Below are 14,423 nucleotides of genomic sequence, written 5' to 3' on the forward strand. Positions count from 1 at the left end.
GTGATAACCATAGAACATCATTCGAAGACGTATGAATTTAAGACGCTTGATGAAGCAATGGATTGGGCTAAGCAGCTAGGCGAGTTTGTTACGATAAAATTTAACGGTCTAGAGATCGCGGGTAAGTTTGGGGTAGACGGCATCACTAGCGGTAAATTCTCAAATGGCGAGCCGTATACATGGAAAAAACGTCGGAGATATTAGGGCTCTGATTAATTGACACATTCTGCGCGATTAGATACTTAATTTTCTAATCACGAGTTCCCTAAGTCGTGAGCGCCATATAAAGTAGCGCTCAAAAAAACCACCCTAAGGTGGCTTATACAATTCTTAGTTACATGAGGCTGAGGATGCAGCTATATTCTCATTACTTAAGCTGCGCCCTAATTTCACCAGATTTATTTGTAGCGCTATGAACATTGAGATAAAGATTTCCGCTCTTCAGACTTTGGATCTGAGCCTCGGTTAATTTAGCACCTGCTGGAGCCGACCACACATTTTCTGCAGTTTTACTAAATGGAACAATTACCGGGCCATTTTGACCCATAGGGGCTTCGTGGATATGCGCCATAGTCCCCTCCATACCCATGGTAGTGATGGTTCCGGATACAGAGCCATCTGGAGCAACCATAATTGAACCCACTCCAGATGCAGAAGTCATGACTGGTGGCACCTCTTGAGACCCGGTTAGGCTTACTTTCATAGACTGTGCTGATACACCAAATGAGGCAATCCCAACACCCAATACCAAAGCAGCTTTAGCAAAAACATGATTAATCTTCATCTATATCTCCAATCGGGTTAGCGAATCCCCAGACTATCATACCCACAGGCATAAATCATGACAATTGATTCGCTTTATACGTATCTTTACCATCTGCCCTAGAATCACCTAGTACATTACATTTATATCTAGGCAAACCCGGATTTATTGACTTGAAACTGCGTATTGAAATCGTAACGCCCGCACCCCCTGGCACCCTTCACGGAAACCGTATTACTGCTTTACGGTGGCATCAATTCTTGTCACGCCTCAATTACCAAAGCGCTATTACAGAGCAATGGTCTAAAAAGCCATGTGATGTTCTGATTGCACTACATGGACTACGAAGCCATGACTCTATTCAAAGGTATAAAAAAGCCTATCCCAATTATCCAGTCATATTAATCATGACTGGAACGGACATCTACCGAGACCTGAAAAACTCCACTAAAGTTATCAAGTCAATGGAGATGGCTGATGCGATTGTGGTTCTTCAACCAGATGCCATTCAATCCTTACCTAAGAAATTTCATCATAAAGTTCAAGTGATTTACCAGTCAGTAAAAGGCATCACTAGAAAGCCGCCACCAAAACGTCATTTTTTAGCCAGCATCATTGGCCATCTGCGGTCTGAAAAAGATCCCTTTTGTGCTGCGCAAAGCCTATCTTTGCTGCCCTCAAACAGCAAGATTCAGCTGGTACAACTCGGCAAGGCAATGAGTCCTGAGTTTAAAAAGCAAGCACTCTCTATTGAAAAAAACGTTATGCGTTATCGATGGTTAGGCCAACTGAGTCACTCTAAAACGCTTCAGTGGCTCTCCCGCTCACACGTGATGATCATATCCAGCATTATGGAAGGTGGCGCCCATGTGGTGTCTGAAGCTATTGCTATTGGCATCCCAGCAATTGCATCAGACATTCCAGGTAATCGAGGCTTACTGGGAGATGCCTACCCCGCCTACTATCCAGTAGGCGATAAAGTTGCTTTAAGCAAACTACTAACCAAGGCTGAAACCAATCCAGCCTTTTATGAAAAATTGTGCAGGGCGATTGCCTTGCGACAGAAGATCACCAAATCAGAATTAGAGCAAAAATCTATTCAAAAGCTCATTAAAAGCCTGATTAAATAATCAATCAGGCCCTATGCTGTCGCATAAGCTACCAAAAAGTAGCAATTTGGATCAGTCCAGGAGTGTACGGCTTTAAAACCGGCGCTCATTAAAAGAGATTCAAATTTTTCTTGCGTGTACTTATAGCTATTTTCAGTATGAATAAGCACACCGCTATCAAAACGCCTTTCGCCACCGGGGAACGAAACCAATTGATCCCGAGTAGATCGAAGATACATTTCAATTCGAGTAAGTTGCTCATTAAAAATTGCGTAGTGCTCCCAATTTTCTAAATTGAAATCCGTTTCAACTAGCCGGTTCAGGTGTAAAAGGATGTTTTTATTAAAAGCCGCAGTAATTCCAAGGGCATCGTTATAAGCTCGAGATAGAACTGCGTGATCCTTAACCAAATCAACCCCGATCAATAAACCCCCATCACCCCGGCAAACTTTCACAATATTTTTGAATAGTCCTAGCGCAGCATCTGGGTCAAAATTTCCAATGGAAGAGCCTGGATAAAAAAAGGTTTTCTTTCGACCCACCAAATCAGGAAACGCCATTTCTTCCTGTAAATCACAGGTTTGTGCCTGCATCTGAATTTTTGGAAATTCTTTTTGCAAGCCTGAGATAGCCTGCTCTAAAAATTCTTTTGAGATATCTAGCGCCCGATATTCTTTGGGTAATAGGGTGTCAAATAATGCGCTACCCTTTTCACAGTTACCAGCCCCTAAGTCCAACAAAACATCGCACTTTCCAATCGTCAAAGCTATTGCTTCGCCGTATTGCACCATGATTTGTTTTTCAGTTCGGGTTGGGTAATACTCTTCCAAAAAAGTAATTGCCTCAAATAAGTGCGAACCAATTTCATCATAGAAAAACTTTGGAGATATTGATGGCTGCTCTTGTGAAAGACCAGCAATAATTTCATCAGTTAATTTTTGATCGGGTAAATTATCTTGACTCACTTCAATATTCCTTTTTCATGTTACCTAATTTAGCCAAGACTGTGCATTTGCACTCTACGAAGCTTGTTGCTAATCATGTCTACAGCTATAACTAAGATAAGCATCGCTATGATCACTGTTGAGGCTTGCTGCTCATGTAATAAAGAGAGTTCGTAGTACAGAATTTGTCCAAGACCCCCTGCACCAACAAATCCTAATATCGTGGCCATACGTATATTCATTTCCCAACGATAAAGACTATAAGAGAGCAGTTGAGAATAGACCCCTGGTAAAGCCCCATAAATAAATGCTTGAGCATTACTTGCCCCAGCCAATCTAAGAGCTTGCGTTGCATTGGGAGAGTGATTTTCCAGGGTCTCGCCAAATAAACGCCCCAGCACTCCTGTGGTGTGCAAGGCGAGCGCTAGGGTTCCAGCAAATGGTCCTAAACCTACTGCCAGTACCATTAATACCGCCCAAACAAGCTCTGGCACCGAGCGCAAAAAATTTAAGAAAAAACGGGTTGCTACTTTTGCGCTACGACCAAACTGTCCAGCTGCTGGTAGCGCCAGAAAAAGGCTCGCAATTGCCGCTAATAAAGTGGCCAAGGCAGAAATGGCCAAGGTCTGCAATACACCACTCCACACCTTCTGTAAAAAAGATGGTGAGAGATCTGGTGGAAAAAAGCGTCCTGTATAAATAACAACATCACTCATAGCTTGTTTAGTAAACAAAGCCAGAGGATTAAATGAAAGATAAACAAAGCTCACCACAATAAAAAGCGCAATCAGCACAAGCGTAATGAGACACTTTAGACAAAATTCGCGAGCAGGATAGTGGTTCATGCGAGTTGCCGACGAATGATGAGACTGATGTAGTCAGCGAGTAAAACAAGCAGCAAAAATACGATGAGAATGGTAGATACTTCACCACCGTTGAGCATCTTCATTGACTGGTCCATAAGCTGTCCTAAGCCACCAGCACCTACAAAGCCCATGACAACCGAGGCCCTAACTGCGCATTCCCAGCGATAGATTGTGTAAGAGGCTAGCTCTTGTGAGGCGCCTGGCAATAACCCATATAAAAATGCATTGATACGGCCGCTACCTAACATTATTAGCGCTTTAGCAGGTAGGGTGTTTTCAGTCTCTAAGATTTCGGAATACACTTTTGCGAGCATGCCACCATAGGTAATAGCAATTGCTAGCACGCCTGCGATTGGGCCCAAACCAAACACTCTCACCAACAGCAAGGCCCATACAATTTCTGGAATACCTCTGAGTAATAACATCAGCATTCGGGCAAGATATCTACCGAGTTTCGCAATGCGATGACCAGAAGCAGGACCAATACGTGAAATCGATAGGCTATAAGTGATGATGAGGCCCAGTGGAATTGCCATCAGCATTGCCAGAGCAATGCCTGCAGTTGCCATGGCTAAAGTCTCTAAAGTGGCCTTAAACACTAGCGCTAAAAATGATGCCTGAAGATTGGGTGGGAAAAACTGAATTAAGAAGTTAGTAAAAACTTTGAGGTTGCTAGCTTCAAATAATGCAAATACATCAAACTGTGCCAATTGCATCATTGGCCATAAGATCGTTAATGCAATACACGTCACCACAAAACGCCTGAGCGCATCTGGATCCCTAAAATAGACCACTCTTTTCATGGTTATGGATTCGGACTGCCTTGTTTTGGCAGAATACCGCGTTCAGATGCATATAACTGTTGAAGCAAGCTCTCACTCACATCGGATGCCGGCAAGTCAAAAAAGATCTCCCCATCCTTCAGCCCAACAACTCTTGGGAACCACCCTAAAGCAATGTCTACTGCATGAAGGCTGGCCACAAAGCAAGCATCCCTGGTGCGAGCATCCTCTAAAAGGCGCTGAATTGTTAAATCAGAAAGAACAGGGTCCATTGCTGATACTGGCTCATCAGCCAGCAATAAATAAGGCTTCTGGTACAGCACGCGCGCGACACCCACTCTTTGCAATTGACCTCCAGACAGGCGGTCACAACGATCAAAGAGGCGGTCGGCGAGATCGAGTTTTTGCAGACATAACTGCGGACCCGCGATATCTACCGGATAGATTAATGACAGAAGAGATTTCCAGAGCGGCCACTGACCAAGACGACCAGCTAAGACGGCGGTAATCACTCTTTGTCTTGGTGGGATCGGAGCTGCTTGATGAACTAAGCCTATTTGAGAGCGTAAACGGCGTAATTGCCCTTTTGAAATCGCCCATGGATCAATGCCCAATACCGATATCGATCCAATACTAGGGCGCAGTGAAGTCGCTATCAAATTAAGCAAGCTCGTTTTGCCAGAGCCAGATGATCCAATAATCGCAATTGATTCACCAGCTGAGGCGCTAATGTTGATATTTTTTAGCGCCTCTTTGCCATTGCTATGACTAAAACTAACTTGCTTAAATGCAAATGCTATTTTTTTCACTTAATCAAACCAGCACCAATTGCAGCCTTTTCAATTTCATCGTAGTTGGATGATTTAGTAGGAATATATTTGCTAGCCCTCTGAAGATCCATTAATTCTTTTTGAGCAGGATCATTGGCATTCAGCTTTAAAAAAGCATCGCTAATTTTTTTAGTTACCGCTGCATCCAAACCACCTCGTACGGTCCAGTTGTAATCATGGTACGGAGGCGTTGTATACAGAACTTTTACTTTTTCGGTATTAGGATTTTTAGCATCAGACAATTTATCCCAAACAGATGCATTTAAAGCGCCAGCATCTGCTTTACCGCTAGCAACAAATGCGACTGTTGCGTCATGGGCTCCAGAAAAAGCAATACTCTTAAAGTCTTTATCTGGGTTAATGCCTGCCTTCATTAGGTAAAAACGCGGCATTAAATGGCCTGAAGTAGATGATGGTGAACCAAAAGCAAAGGTCTTGCCCTTTAAATCTGTCAAAGTCTTTGCCGAGCTAGCCTCAGGAATAATAAATTTACTCGTAAATTTTTCATCTTCAAGACGCTGAATGATCGGCTTGACGGCGCCATTCGTACGAATTTTTGCTTGAATATAAGTAAAACCGCCTAACCATGCCATATCGATTTTATTTGTTGCCAGCGCCTCAACAACTGCGGCGTAGTCTGTCACGGGCGTAAATTCGACTTTCATGCCCGTCACTTTAGAAAGATATTCGCCTAAAGGAAGAAATTTTCTTTGTAACTCAGTTGGTGATTCATCCGGAATCGCGGAGACACGTAAGACGGCTTGCGCCTGAGCTGGAAGCGTGAACATGCTAAAGCAAAGCGTTGCTAAAACAAGGCCGAGTGAAAATTTCAAAGTGTTTAGTTTCATATTGTTTGGATACTTTCTATTGAATTAAAGAAGTAGAGCTTAGGCTACAGAAACGCCTGAGCCCTGTACAAATTGACCTATTTTTTGAGCTTGGCTAAATCCATCTGCTCTGAGTATTTCTAATACCTGCTCGGTTGCTTCTGGACTGCAAGAGATTAATAAACCGCCACTTGTTTGAGGATCAGACAAGAGGTTTTGCTGCCACTCATTCAAATGAGAGGCCATCTGTATTTCATGACCATAACCCAGCCAGTTACGTGGTGATGCGCCAGTAAAGATACTTTCTTTTACCAGCTTGACCGCCTCAGAAACTACTGGAATAGAGTCCCACTGAATCTGAGCTGAAAGCTTTGCTCCACGGCACAGTTCCAATAAGTGCCCTGCTAAGCCAAACCCCGTCACATCCGTAAGCGCATGCACGCTATCGAGTTGGGATAGCGCGACGCCAGGTTTATTCAGCTTAGTCGTTAAGGCAATCATCTCCTGATAGGCAGAGTCAGAAAGCTGCTCTTTTTTCAGCGCAGCAGAAAGAATGCCTACACCCAAGGGCTTGCTAAGGATGATGCTATCCCCTAACTTTGCACCACTATTACGCTTTAGTTTTTTAGGGTCTACTACGCCAATGGCAACCAAGCCATAAATCGGCTCTACAGTATCAATCGAGTGACCACCGGCAATCATAATCCCAGCCTCTGCACACACCGACTCACCGCCAGCAGTGATTTGCTGAATGACCTCCAAAGGAAGGACATTGATTGGCATGCCCAATAGCGCTAGGGCAAAAAGAGGTTGGGCACCCATAGCGTAAATATCTGAAATAGCATTCGTAGCTGCAATTCGCCCAAACTGATAGGGGTCATCGACAATCGGCATAAAGAAATCTGTGGTCGCCACGATCGCTTGATGTTCGTTGATTTGATAAACAGCGGCATCTTCATTGTTATCAGAGCCTGCCAGCAGTGCAGCAGGCATCTGGCGAATAGGGGAAGATTTCAGAATATCGCTCAAAACACCTGGAGCAATTTTGCAACCACAGCCCCCGCCGTGAGAGAGGGAGGTAAGACGACCGTTATATGTCATGTTGAAGAACTCAATTTAAAAGTAAGAGGATGGCAGCTAAGTATGTGAGCTTACCTAATTTATGCCAAACAGGTACGAAAGCCGCAAAAAAAATCACTGCGGGAAGGTAGGTAAAAATTACGAAATTGGGGGCGACGCAGATAGTCAGGAGTAAATACACTCCAACCCTTCAAAACCCGATGCCTACTGTCAAACCATGGGGCTGAATAATCTTGATAAGGATCAGAGCTAAAGCCCTCAAAAGGCTTAAAAGTACTACTAGTCCACTCCCATAAGCTGGATGGTTGCCATGGCTCACGCGCTGATGTCATTAAGACGCTAAGCTCATTTTCAGTAGGGAGTCGAACACCCTTCCATAAACAATACTGCTCAGCAGTATGGGCAGAGATATGTCTCACTGGAGCATTGAGATCCAGCTCTCGCCACCGATCAAAAAATCGCTCAAACCAGGCATCACCCTCTTTTTTCCAATATGCAGGTTGATGCTTAAAGCTTATTTCTGCATCATTTAGAGATCTTAAAAACTCTAAATATTCACCGTTACTAACTGCATGGCTTGAAATTGAAAAATCATGAGTCAATACTTCATGCTGCCATTTCTCATTATCAAAAATAAAGCCCGTGCTTGGTGCTGACCCAAGCTGAAATTGGCACTGAGGAATATGGATATATCTTGACTCAAAATCATTGTGTTGGTCTTGACTAGCACCAAGATCTTGCTCAAGAGGCCAGGCGTAACCTAAAGATTGCCACATATAAGCAAACGCTTCATTGTGCATATCTTCATGATAGAGAGCTAACTGAATAAAGTAAGCCTGCTCAGGACTCAAGGTTCCAGATCTGAGGATGATAAATGTACGCTCCATCACATCCGAAAAGTAATTCATCAAGATATCGATAGAGGGTATTTGTACCTGCCAGCGATCATCATGAATCATTTCAGAAGAATTAAATAAAGCATCTGCATGGGCTAAAAAGGAAGGATTAGATGCTACCCCTTTGCGATGAACCCAAAATTCATGAAACCAAATCAGATGACCAAACTCCCAATGCGGGGGGTTTAATCCGGGCAATAAGGCGACTTTTTCCTGACCGTGATCAAGCTTACCAATAATGGTTTGTGTCACGTGAGTCGATCGCTCCAAATCTATTAGAAGCTTATTTGGCAATGGCCAAGGCTCGTAGCGCAGATAGTCAAACTGTGTCATTTGGATTTAGAAAATGAAGATCATCAATATTGCTACACTAGTTAGGCAAGATCTCAAGTAATTCTTCAAAAGTTTTATACCCCATAATGGGCATGAAACTTCGCGGTGAAAAATTCTTCTCACTAATGAGCGTTGACCCCTGCATTTATCAGAAACAATATTGCTTAATTGACTAAGATCATCTAAATCTCGCATCTGACTTGGTGAGTTTCGGGGAAGCATTGCTACTGGCTTTTGATTTAGTAATATTAGTATTGGGCGTGATACGGTTGTTAATTAAATGAATTAACTTATATAAATGAATTTTATGCTCATTCTTACTTACCTTTTACAGTCTCAATTGATGCCTTAACTGTCGGAAATACTAAAAACAAGGTATTTAGGCCCCTATTGAGGATAGGGGCGCTGATTCAGCACATTCTCATATCAACACCTAAAATATCTAATGAACTTTTTTTATATAAGCGCCTTGCTCCTGACCTTGGTGACCTCCTCGGTACAAGCGGCAGAAATTTATATTACTGACCCTGATCACACCTTTGTTAGCTTTAGCTACAAACATTTAGCTTACTCGATTCAAACTAGTCGTTTTGATAAGGTGAATGGAACTATTACACTCAATGATCAAATGGATGGCGGCACTATAGATATTGACATTGAGACTGACTCAATTAGCACAGGCTCCGATACCTTTAATAAGTTACTTAGAAGTGAAGATTACTTTAATTCTGAAAAATTTCCCATAGCCAAATTCATCTCCGATAACGTTGTATTTAATGATCAGGTCATTACGTCACTCTCAGGCGAGCTCACCATCAAAGGCATTACTAAGCCCGTTAATGTGGAAGTGACTAACTTTTCTTGCAGTCGTAACTTTATTACTTTGAAATATATGTGTGGCGCTAACGCAAGCGCGAAGTTGAGTCGCTCAGAGTTTAATCTAGGAAAATATGTGCCATTTGTTGGCGATGAGATCAGCTTAAATATAGTGATTGAAGCGTCAAGAGAATAGCCTTAATTACACTGGTATCGCCAATAGAGTCTGCAAGCAATAAGGTTTCATTTGAGCGCCAAACCTAACGGAGCCATATAAAAATTAAAGCCCTCACCATTTCTGATGAGGGCTTTAATCAGCCTAATAGGGCCTGGGCTTAGGCTGAATTTCTCATGCCGTTCAAACCCGCTCAGAAAATATCAGCTTAAAAATGGTTTTCAATCAACATTTCTGACTTAGGGATAAATCCAGGCTTAGGCCATGCTGGTTTAATGCCCTTACCAACGACCAACATTGCAGCAATGGCATAGTCTTTAGGCAAATGAATCAATTCGGCGACCTTATCAAAATCAAAGCCAACCATTGGGCATGAGTCATAACCCATCGCTTTGGCTGAGAGCATCATCGTTTGCAGCATGATGCCAGCTGAACGCATTGCTTCATCTCTTTGTAATTGCTCTTTTCCAGCATAAAAAGGATGAATCCAAGGAACTAAGATATCTTGAGCTTCTTTGGGTGCATTTACCCAATATCGAGCAGGCTCTTTTTCCCAAGCCTTGATATCCACAGTTACTACAAATAATAGGGATCCATCAGTAACTTGAGCCTGATCATGAGCAGCTTCTCGTAATTTTGCCCTTAAAGCCTTGTCTGTAACATTCACCAAACGCCAATGTTGGATATTAAATGATGATGGTGCCTGCATAGCAAGGTCAAGCAACTGCTCTGTCTCTTGCTTAGTAAATTCATGGCTTGGGTCAAAGTGCTTAACAGCCCTACGTTCGCGGATTGCATCAAATGTATTCATATTTTTCCTTAAAATGGTTATTCGAATATTAAAAAATTATTCTTTTACTGGGGGCGTAGCGCGATATTGACCCTGAAAGGCAAGCATCCAACCCGGATACTCAGGCGACAATGCGCTGACTTCATCCAAGGACTTAAGCTCATCTTCTGTCAGGGCTAGCTTGCCGGCAGCAATATTGTCTTTTAATTGCTCTAATTTGCGAGCGCCAATAATGATACTTGAAACAGGCTTCTTAGACAAAATCCAAGCCAAAGCTACTTGGGCAACGGATACGCCATGCGCCTTAGCAATTGGCGTCATCGCATCAATGCAAGTAAACGCCTTATCTTTGTTAATCGGCGGGAAATCAAAATTGGAACGTCTTGCACCATCAGGATTTGTCGTATCTCGATTAAATTTACCAGAGAGGTAACCACCGGCTAACGGACTCCATACCATCAGCCCTAATTGCTGATCTTGGACCAATGGGAATATCTCCCGCTCAAGATCCCGACCAGCAATAGAGTAGTAAGACTGCACACTTGCAAACTCAGCAAAGCCTTTTTGCCGTGAAATACCTATTGCCTTCATCACTTGCCATGCTGCCATATTGCATAAACCAATATAGCGAATCTTACCCATTCGAACTAAATCATTTAGAGCTGTTAGCGATTCCTCAAATGGCGTTAATGGATCAAAGCCGTGTACTTGGTAGAGATCAATATGATCTAACTGCAAACGCTTCAAACTTGCATTAACTTCATTAAATATATGGAAACGGGACTGGCCTCTTCCGTTGGGAGTTTCGTCCATGATCCCAGTAGATTTGGTCGCAATCACCAACTGATCTCGTGGCAAGCCACAATCTTTAATTGCTTGACCTAGCAAGACTTCGGATTGACCCATCGAATAGACATTGGCCGTATCGAAAAAGTTAATACCACTATCAAATGAAGTCTTTACTAGCTCATTAACAGCTTTTTGCTGCAAGCCACCCATGACCTCCCAAAATCCTTGCGCGCCAAAAGTCATCGTGCCTAAGCAGAGCTCGGAAACATAAAGTCCTGTATTGCCCAATAAACGATATTTCATCAAAGCTCCTAAAAAACTATTTGGTAATGTGTCTTAAACAATTTTAGGTCAGCTAGATTAAACTTGCTGGGAATTTGCTAAGGTAAAAAATGACTGATACAACTGAATACACGCCGCCCAAAGTCTGGACATGGGAAAAGCCAAATGGCGGTCAATTTGCAAACGTCAATCGACCTACCGCCGGATCCAGAGAAGAAAAAGAATTGCCCATTGGGCGCCACCCTCTTCAACTGTATTCAATGGGCACACCTAATGGCGTCAAAGTAACCATCATGCTCGAAGAGCTTCTTGCCCTTGGTCACATTGGCGCTGAGTATGACGCCTGGTTGATTAGAATTAGTGAAGGTGATCAATTTGGCTCGGGTTTTGTCAAGATCAATCCGAACTCAAAAATTCCGGCGCTCCTTGATCGCAGCAAATTACCCCCAATTCCTATTTTTGAATCCGGCTCAATTTTGCTTTATCTTGCCGAGAAATTTGATGCCTTACTGCCCAAAGATATAGCTACCCGTACCGAAACAATGAACTGGCTTTTCTGGCAAATGGGTAGCGCACCTTACTTGGGTGGAGGCTTTGGACACTTCTATGCCTATGCCCCCTTCAAAATGGAATACCCCATTGACCGATTTGCGATGGAAACCAAGCGCCAACTGGATGTTCTAGATCAACGTTTAGCTGAAAATGAATATCTTGCTGGCAAGGAATACACCATCGCAGATATTGCTGTTTTTCCTTGGTATGGTGCCCTTATTAAAGGATGGCTTTATGGAGCTGCAGAATTCCTCAGCGTAAACGAATATGTGAACATTCAGCGATGGGCAGATAGAATTCTTGAGCGCCCTGCTGTAAGACGTGGTCGCATTGTTAATCGCACTTGGGGGGAGCCCAACGAACAACTTCTTGAACGTCATGACTCAAGTGACTTTGAAAACAAATCGTTGTAAAGATTAAATTGCGTTATGCGACAGCTGAGACTCGGCTTAAGGCCTGAGCTTTTCCATATTCAATACCTTTACCAATTACTTATGCATCAATTAATCTTGTGGGTAGATTCATAGTTAATCCACTGCGATTGAGCGGTCTGCATAAGCTCATACTTTTCTTTATTTGCCTCGCCTATGGAAATTTTCCTAGTTAACAAGTTCTGATAAACCACATCGACTTGGCTATAAAAGCTCTGGTAGATACCCGCTAACTCCGGCACAGGAAAATGACTGGATATTGCTCGACATTCATTTGTAGAGGCTAAATAGGCCATTAGCGCCTTTGCTTCTTCATCCGTAATTTTGTTTTCAGTAGTGAATAAATTCATCTTATGATCTGACTTCGGAGCGATTTCAAATAACTCATTATTGACAACCTTTGCGGCATCACTCTTCTTGGTCTGATTGATGCAATTAGTAAATTGCTTTTGTGCCTCAGATATTTGTTGACGAACGGATGGCTCTGGCGCCGCCTGAAACATAGCATTTTGAGAATAAGTCAAACCCACCATTCCCACAGCAGTGAGCATCGCTGCTAATAGTTGCTTTTTCATGATGATCCTTTTGTTAAAAAAACCCCGAAAACTCTTTTGAGTTCAAGGGGCAAGGGAGAACACGGTAGATTAAATAGTGGAGAGGCTTAATTCAGACAAGGCATCAATCCGATGCAACTCATCATCCTGGGAAGCTATTAGGTGCTGACCTAGCAAGACGGAAGCGGCAATAACCACAAACGCAATCAATGCGGCAATCTTGGAGTGCAATCTTGCTAAAACCAAAACTTCGGAGAGCCCATGATTTGGCTTTTCAGTCTTAGCAACCGTCCTTTGCCAATCTTGATAAATGCGTTTTTCAAAATGGGTAGATGGCTCTTGAACCTCGATTTGATCTAACACCTTCTTTAAATGTTTTTTATCATTCACTCGCATGAGATTCACCTTTTTCTAATTCCATCTTAAGTTTCAACTTAGCCCTATATAACAATTGATCGACGCTATTCTTATTCATACCCATTGCCAGACCAACTTCTTCTGCCGTCATATCTTGATATGCCCACATCAACATCGCCATTCTTTGTTTGCTACTTAAAACATCCATTGCCTTTTTAATGCTTTCTGGGCTGACGCCCTCTGCGATACTCCACTCAATCTCTTTCATGGGTTGATGCTCAATCTCATCAAACTCCTCAAAGAATCCCTTATTAATACTTTTGATCCTATCCAAACAAAGATTGCTCACGATTGCGTAAAAGTAAGTAACAAGTCCTGACTTTCCCGCAAACGAATCGGCACTTTTCCACAAGCGGATAAAGGCCTCTTGTACGACATCTTCTGCGTCTTCTTTGTTGCCAAGCATCTTCCAGGCCAAGAAATATGCAGGGGAACTCAGTAGGCGAATGACTTCTTTTGACGCCTTGGAATCCCCCGCTACAGCTCCTTTTAATAAAGCCTGCTCGATGCGGTTTTGCTTACTAGGAAATAAAGTCAAACTGATCCTTAATTGCTCATTGGCTTATTCCAATGCTCTTTTTCATTGGGATGCGCCTTCATCCACTCTTCGCGTTCTTTTTTCATCTCAAGGCGCTCTTCTGGCGTCATTGCGGCAATCATAGCTTTGCGGTTCTCGCGTAGCTCTTTCTTTTGTTCTGGAGTTAACGCCTTCCATTGGGCATGCATCTTCTCGCGAAGTGCTTTACGCTCTTCAGGACTTAAGGCTTTGAATTTTGCATGCAGTTTTTGGCGATACTCACGGCGCTCTTCTGGTGTGGCTTGCTTAAACTGCTCTCGTAGATCCTTAGACATCTGAAGACGCTGCTCATAGCTCATATTAGCCACCACTTGAGGATCCTGTGGCTCAGGCAAAGCTGCGCTTGCAATACCAATCGCTCCCACCATCAAAATACTTGCCATCATTAAACCTTGCATTGCTCTTTTCATTTATATCTCCTTGTTTGTTACTACTTAGACGCGAGCACCTATAGAAAACTTACGGCCAAAACAAAATAATTATTTCGTAGATTCAAACACGAAGTGCAACACGGTTTAAGGACTGCATAAATACTTCATTGGGGGTTTTAAACCCTAATCGTTTTCTAGGTCGGTTGTTTAAACGGTCTTGGATCATTCTAAGCTCCTTA

At 42.9% G+C, this 14,423-nt stretch carries 17 protein-coding genes and 1 pseudogene; 3 read left to right on the top strand and 15 right to left on the bottom strand.

What is annotated here, in order from left to right; all coding sequences use genetic code 11:
- Nucleotides 1-367 precede the first annotated feature (367 nt).
- Nucleotides 368-784, bottom strand: coding sequence for a CHRD domain-containing protein (locus tag ICN37_RS06580; RefSeq protein WP_216155847.1), 417 nt, complete (start codon nt 782-784; stop codon nt 368-370).
- Nucleotides 785-936: 152 nt separating this feature from the next.
- On the opposite strand from ICN37_RS06580, the gene senB reads away from it, so the two are divergent.
- On the top strand, nt 937-1,893 hold the full coding sequence (gene senB, locus ICN37_RS06585) for a selenoneine biosynthesis selenosugar synthase SenB (RefSeq protein WP_216155850.1): 957 nt from the start codon (nt 937-939) through the stop codon (nt 1,891-1,893).
- Nucleotides 1,894-1,904: 11 nt separating this feature from the next.
- Here senB and egtD read toward each other — a convergent pair whose 3' ends face one another.
- Genes egtD through ICN37_RS06620 form a run of 7 tightly spaced genes read right to left on the bottom strand, consistent with a single transcriptional unit; the run spans nt 1,905 to nt 8,430 of the window.
- Nucleotides 1,905-2,837, bottom strand: a complete 933-nt coding sequence (egtD, locus tag ICN37_RS06590) for an L-histidine N(alpha)-methyltransferase (protein WP_370623823.1) — start codon at nt 2,835-2,837, stop codon at nt 1,905-1,907.
- Nucleotides 2,838-2,866: 29 nt separating this feature from the next.
- Entirely contained in the window at nt 2,867-3,661 is a 795-nt protein-coding gene (gene phnE / locus ICN37_RS06595) for a phosphonate ABC transporter, permease protein PhnE (protein ID WP_216155853.1), read from the bottom strand.
- Nucleotides 3,658-4,485, bottom strand: coding sequence for an ABC transporter permease (locus tag ICN37_RS06600; RefSeq protein WP_215320762.1), 828 nt, complete (start codon nt 4,483-4,485; stop codon nt 3,658-3,660). The genes phnE and ICN37_RS06600 overlap by 4 nt, the downstream gene beginning before the upstream one ends.
- A 2-nt stretch (nt 4,486-4,487) precedes the next feature.
- The gene (locus tag ICN37_RS06605; protein WP_216155898.1) at nt 4,488-5,264 is read right to left on the bottom strand and encodes an ATP-binding cassette domain-containing protein; all 777 of its coding nucleotides are present in this window, start codon (nt 5,262-5,264) and stop codon (nt 4,488-4,490) included.
- Between the two features lie 5 nt (nt 5,265-5,269).
- The gene (locus ICN37_RS06610; RefSeq protein WP_216155855.1) at nt 5,270-6,142 is read right to left on the bottom strand and encodes a putative selenate ABC transporter substrate-binding protein; all 873 of its coding nucleotides are present in this window, start codon (nt 6,140-6,142) and stop codon (nt 5,270-5,272) included.
- 39 nt (nt 6,143-6,181) lie between these two features.
- Entirely contained in the window at nt 6,182-7,222 is a 1,041-nt protein-coding gene (selD, locus tag ICN37_RS06615; protein ID WP_216155857.1) for a selenide, water dikinase SelD, read from the bottom strand.
- 59 nt (nt 7,223-7,281) lie between these two features.
- Nucleotides 7,282-8,430 carry an SUMF1/EgtB/PvdO family nonheme iron enzyme gene (locus ICN37_RS06620; RefSeq protein WP_216155861.1) on the bottom strand — a complete coding sequence of 383 codons (1,149 nt, stop codon included), beginning with the start codon at nt 8,428-8,430 and terminating at the stop codon, nt 7,282-7,284.
- Nucleotides 8,431-8,875: 445 nt separating this feature from the next.
- Here ICN37_RS06620 and ICN37_RS06625 point away from each other — a divergent pair, with 445 nt between their 5' ends.
- Entirely contained in the window at nt 8,876-9,442 is a 567-nt protein-coding gene (locus ICN37_RS06625; RefSeq protein ID WP_216155863.1) for a YceI family protein, read from the top strand.
- A 187-nt stretch (nt 9,443-9,629) separates the two neighbouring features.
- Here the strand turns inward: ICN37_RS06625 and ICN37_RS06630 are convergent, their stop codons facing one another.
- Nucleotides 9,630-10,232 (bottom strand): nitroreductase family protein, encoded by a 603-nt coding sequence (locus ICN37_RS06630; protein WP_216155867.1) that lies wholly within the window; start codon nt 10,230-10,232, stop codon nt 9,630-9,632.
- Between the two features lie 36 nt (nt 10,233-10,268).
- On the bottom strand, nt 10,269-11,303 hold the full coding sequence (locus ICN37_RS06635) for an aldo/keto reductase (RefSeq protein WP_216155869.1): 1,035 nt from the start codon (nt 11,301-11,303) through the stop codon (nt 10,269-10,271).
- Between the two features lie 89 nt (nt 11,304-11,392).
- On the opposite strand from ICN37_RS06635, the gene yghU reads away from it, so the two are divergent.
- The gene (gene yghU, locus ICN37_RS06640; RefSeq protein WP_216155872.1) at nt 11,393-12,247 is read left to right on the top strand and encodes a glutathione-dependent disulfide-bond oxidoreductase; all 855 of its coding nucleotides are present in this window, start codon (nt 11,393-11,395) and stop codon (nt 12,245-12,247) included.
- 86 nt (nt 12,248-12,333) lie between these two features.
- Here yghU and ICN37_RS06645 read toward each other — a convergent pair whose 3' ends face one another.
- The 5 genes and pseudogenes from ICN37_RS06645 to ICN37_RS11565 form a co-directional block, all read right to left on the bottom strand.
- Complete coding sequence (locus ICN37_RS06645; RefSeq protein WP_216155876.1) at nt 12,334-12,840, bottom strand: hypothetical protein; 507 nt, start codon at nt 12,838-12,840, stop codon at nt 12,334-12,336.
- A 69-nt stretch (nt 12,841-12,909) separates the two neighbouring features.
- Nucleotides 12,910-13,215, bottom strand: a complete 306-nt coding sequence (locus tag ICN37_RS06650) for a hypothetical protein (RefSeq protein WP_216155879.1) — start codon at nt 13,213-13,215, stop codon at nt 12,910-12,912.
- The gene (locus ICN37_RS06655; RefSeq protein ID WP_216155883.1) at nt 13,202-13,774 is read right to left on the bottom strand and encodes an RNA polymerase sigma factor; all 573 of its coding nucleotides are present in this window, start codon (nt 13,772-13,774) and stop codon (nt 13,202-13,204) included. Before ICN37_RS06655 ends, ICN37_RS06650 begins: the two co-directional genes overlap by 14 nt.
- An 8-nt stretch (nt 13,775-13,782) precedes the next feature.
- Nucleotides 13,783-14,223, bottom strand: coding sequence for a DUF3106 domain-containing protein (locus ICN37_RS06660; protein WP_216155886.1), 441 nt, complete (start codon nt 14,221-14,223; stop codon nt 13,783-13,785).
- Nucleotides 14,224-14,305: 82 nt separating this feature from the next.
- A pseudogene (locus tag ICN37_RS11565) lies at nt 14,306-14,423 on the bottom strand (IS30 family transposase); the annotation flags it as partial.

Origin of the sequence: Polynucleobacter sp. P1-05-14 (assembly GCF_018881675.1) — a bacterium.
GTDB lineage: Bacteria > Pseudomonadota > Gammaproteobacteria > Burkholderiales > Burkholderiaceae > Polynucleobacter.

What these genes read in the sequence shown, in the direction of transcription:
- ICN37_RS06650 (WP_216155879.1), bottom strand. Translation starts at nt 13,215, where the DNA reads ATGCGAGTGAATGATAAAAAACATTTAAAGAAGGTGTTAGATCAAATC.
- ICN37_RS06630 (WP_216155867.1), bottom strand. Translation starts at nt 10,232, where the DNA reads ATGAATACATTTGATGCAATCCGCGAACGTAGGGCTGTTAAGCACTTT.
- ICN37_RS06625 (WP_216155863.1), top strand. Translation starts at nt 8,876, where the DNA reads ATGAACTTTTTTTATATAAGCGCCTTGCTCCTGACCTTGGTGACCTCC.
- ICN37_RS06635 (WP_216155869.1), bottom strand. Translation starts at nt 11,303, where the DNA reads ATGAAATATCGTTTATTGGGCAATACAGGACTTTATGTTTCCGAGCTC.
- phnE (WP_216155853.1), bottom strand. Translation starts at nt 3,661, where the DNA reads ATGAACCACTATCCTGCTCGCGAATTTTGTCTAAAGTGTCTCATTACG.
- ICN37_RS06660 (WP_216155886.1), bottom strand. Translation starts at nt 14,223, where the DNA reads ATGAAAAGAGCAATGCAAGGTTTAATGATGGCAAGTATTTTGATGGTG.
- ICN37_RS06580 (WP_216155847.1), bottom strand. Translation starts at nt 784, where the DNA reads ATGAAGATTAATCATGTTTTTGCTAAAGCTGCTTTGGTATTGGGTGTT.
- ICN37_RS06610 (WP_216155855.1), bottom strand. Translation starts at nt 6,142, where the DNA reads ATGAAACTAAACACTTTGAAATTTTCACTCGGCCTTGTTTTAGCAACG.
- ICN37_RS06645 (WP_216155876.1), bottom strand. Translation starts at nt 12,840, where the DNA reads ATGAAAAAGCAACTATTAGCAGCGATGCTCACTGCTGTGGGAATGGTG.
- selD (WP_216155857.1), bottom strand. Translation starts at nt 7,222, where the DNA reads ATGACATATAACGGTCGTCTTACCTCCCTCTCTCACGGCGGGGGCTGT.
- ICN37_RS06600 (WP_215320762.1), bottom strand. Translation starts at nt 4,485, where the DNA reads ATGAAAAGAGTGGTCTATTTTAGGGATCCAGATGCGCTCAGGCGTTTT.
- yghU (WP_216155872.1), top strand. Translation starts at nt 11,393, where the DNA reads ATGACTGATACAACTGAATACACGCCGCCCAAAGTCTGGACATGGGAA.
- ICN37_RS06620 (WP_216155861.1), bottom strand. Translation starts at nt 8,430, where the DNA reads ATGACACAGTTTGACTATCTGCGCTACGAGCCTTGGCCATTGCCAAAT.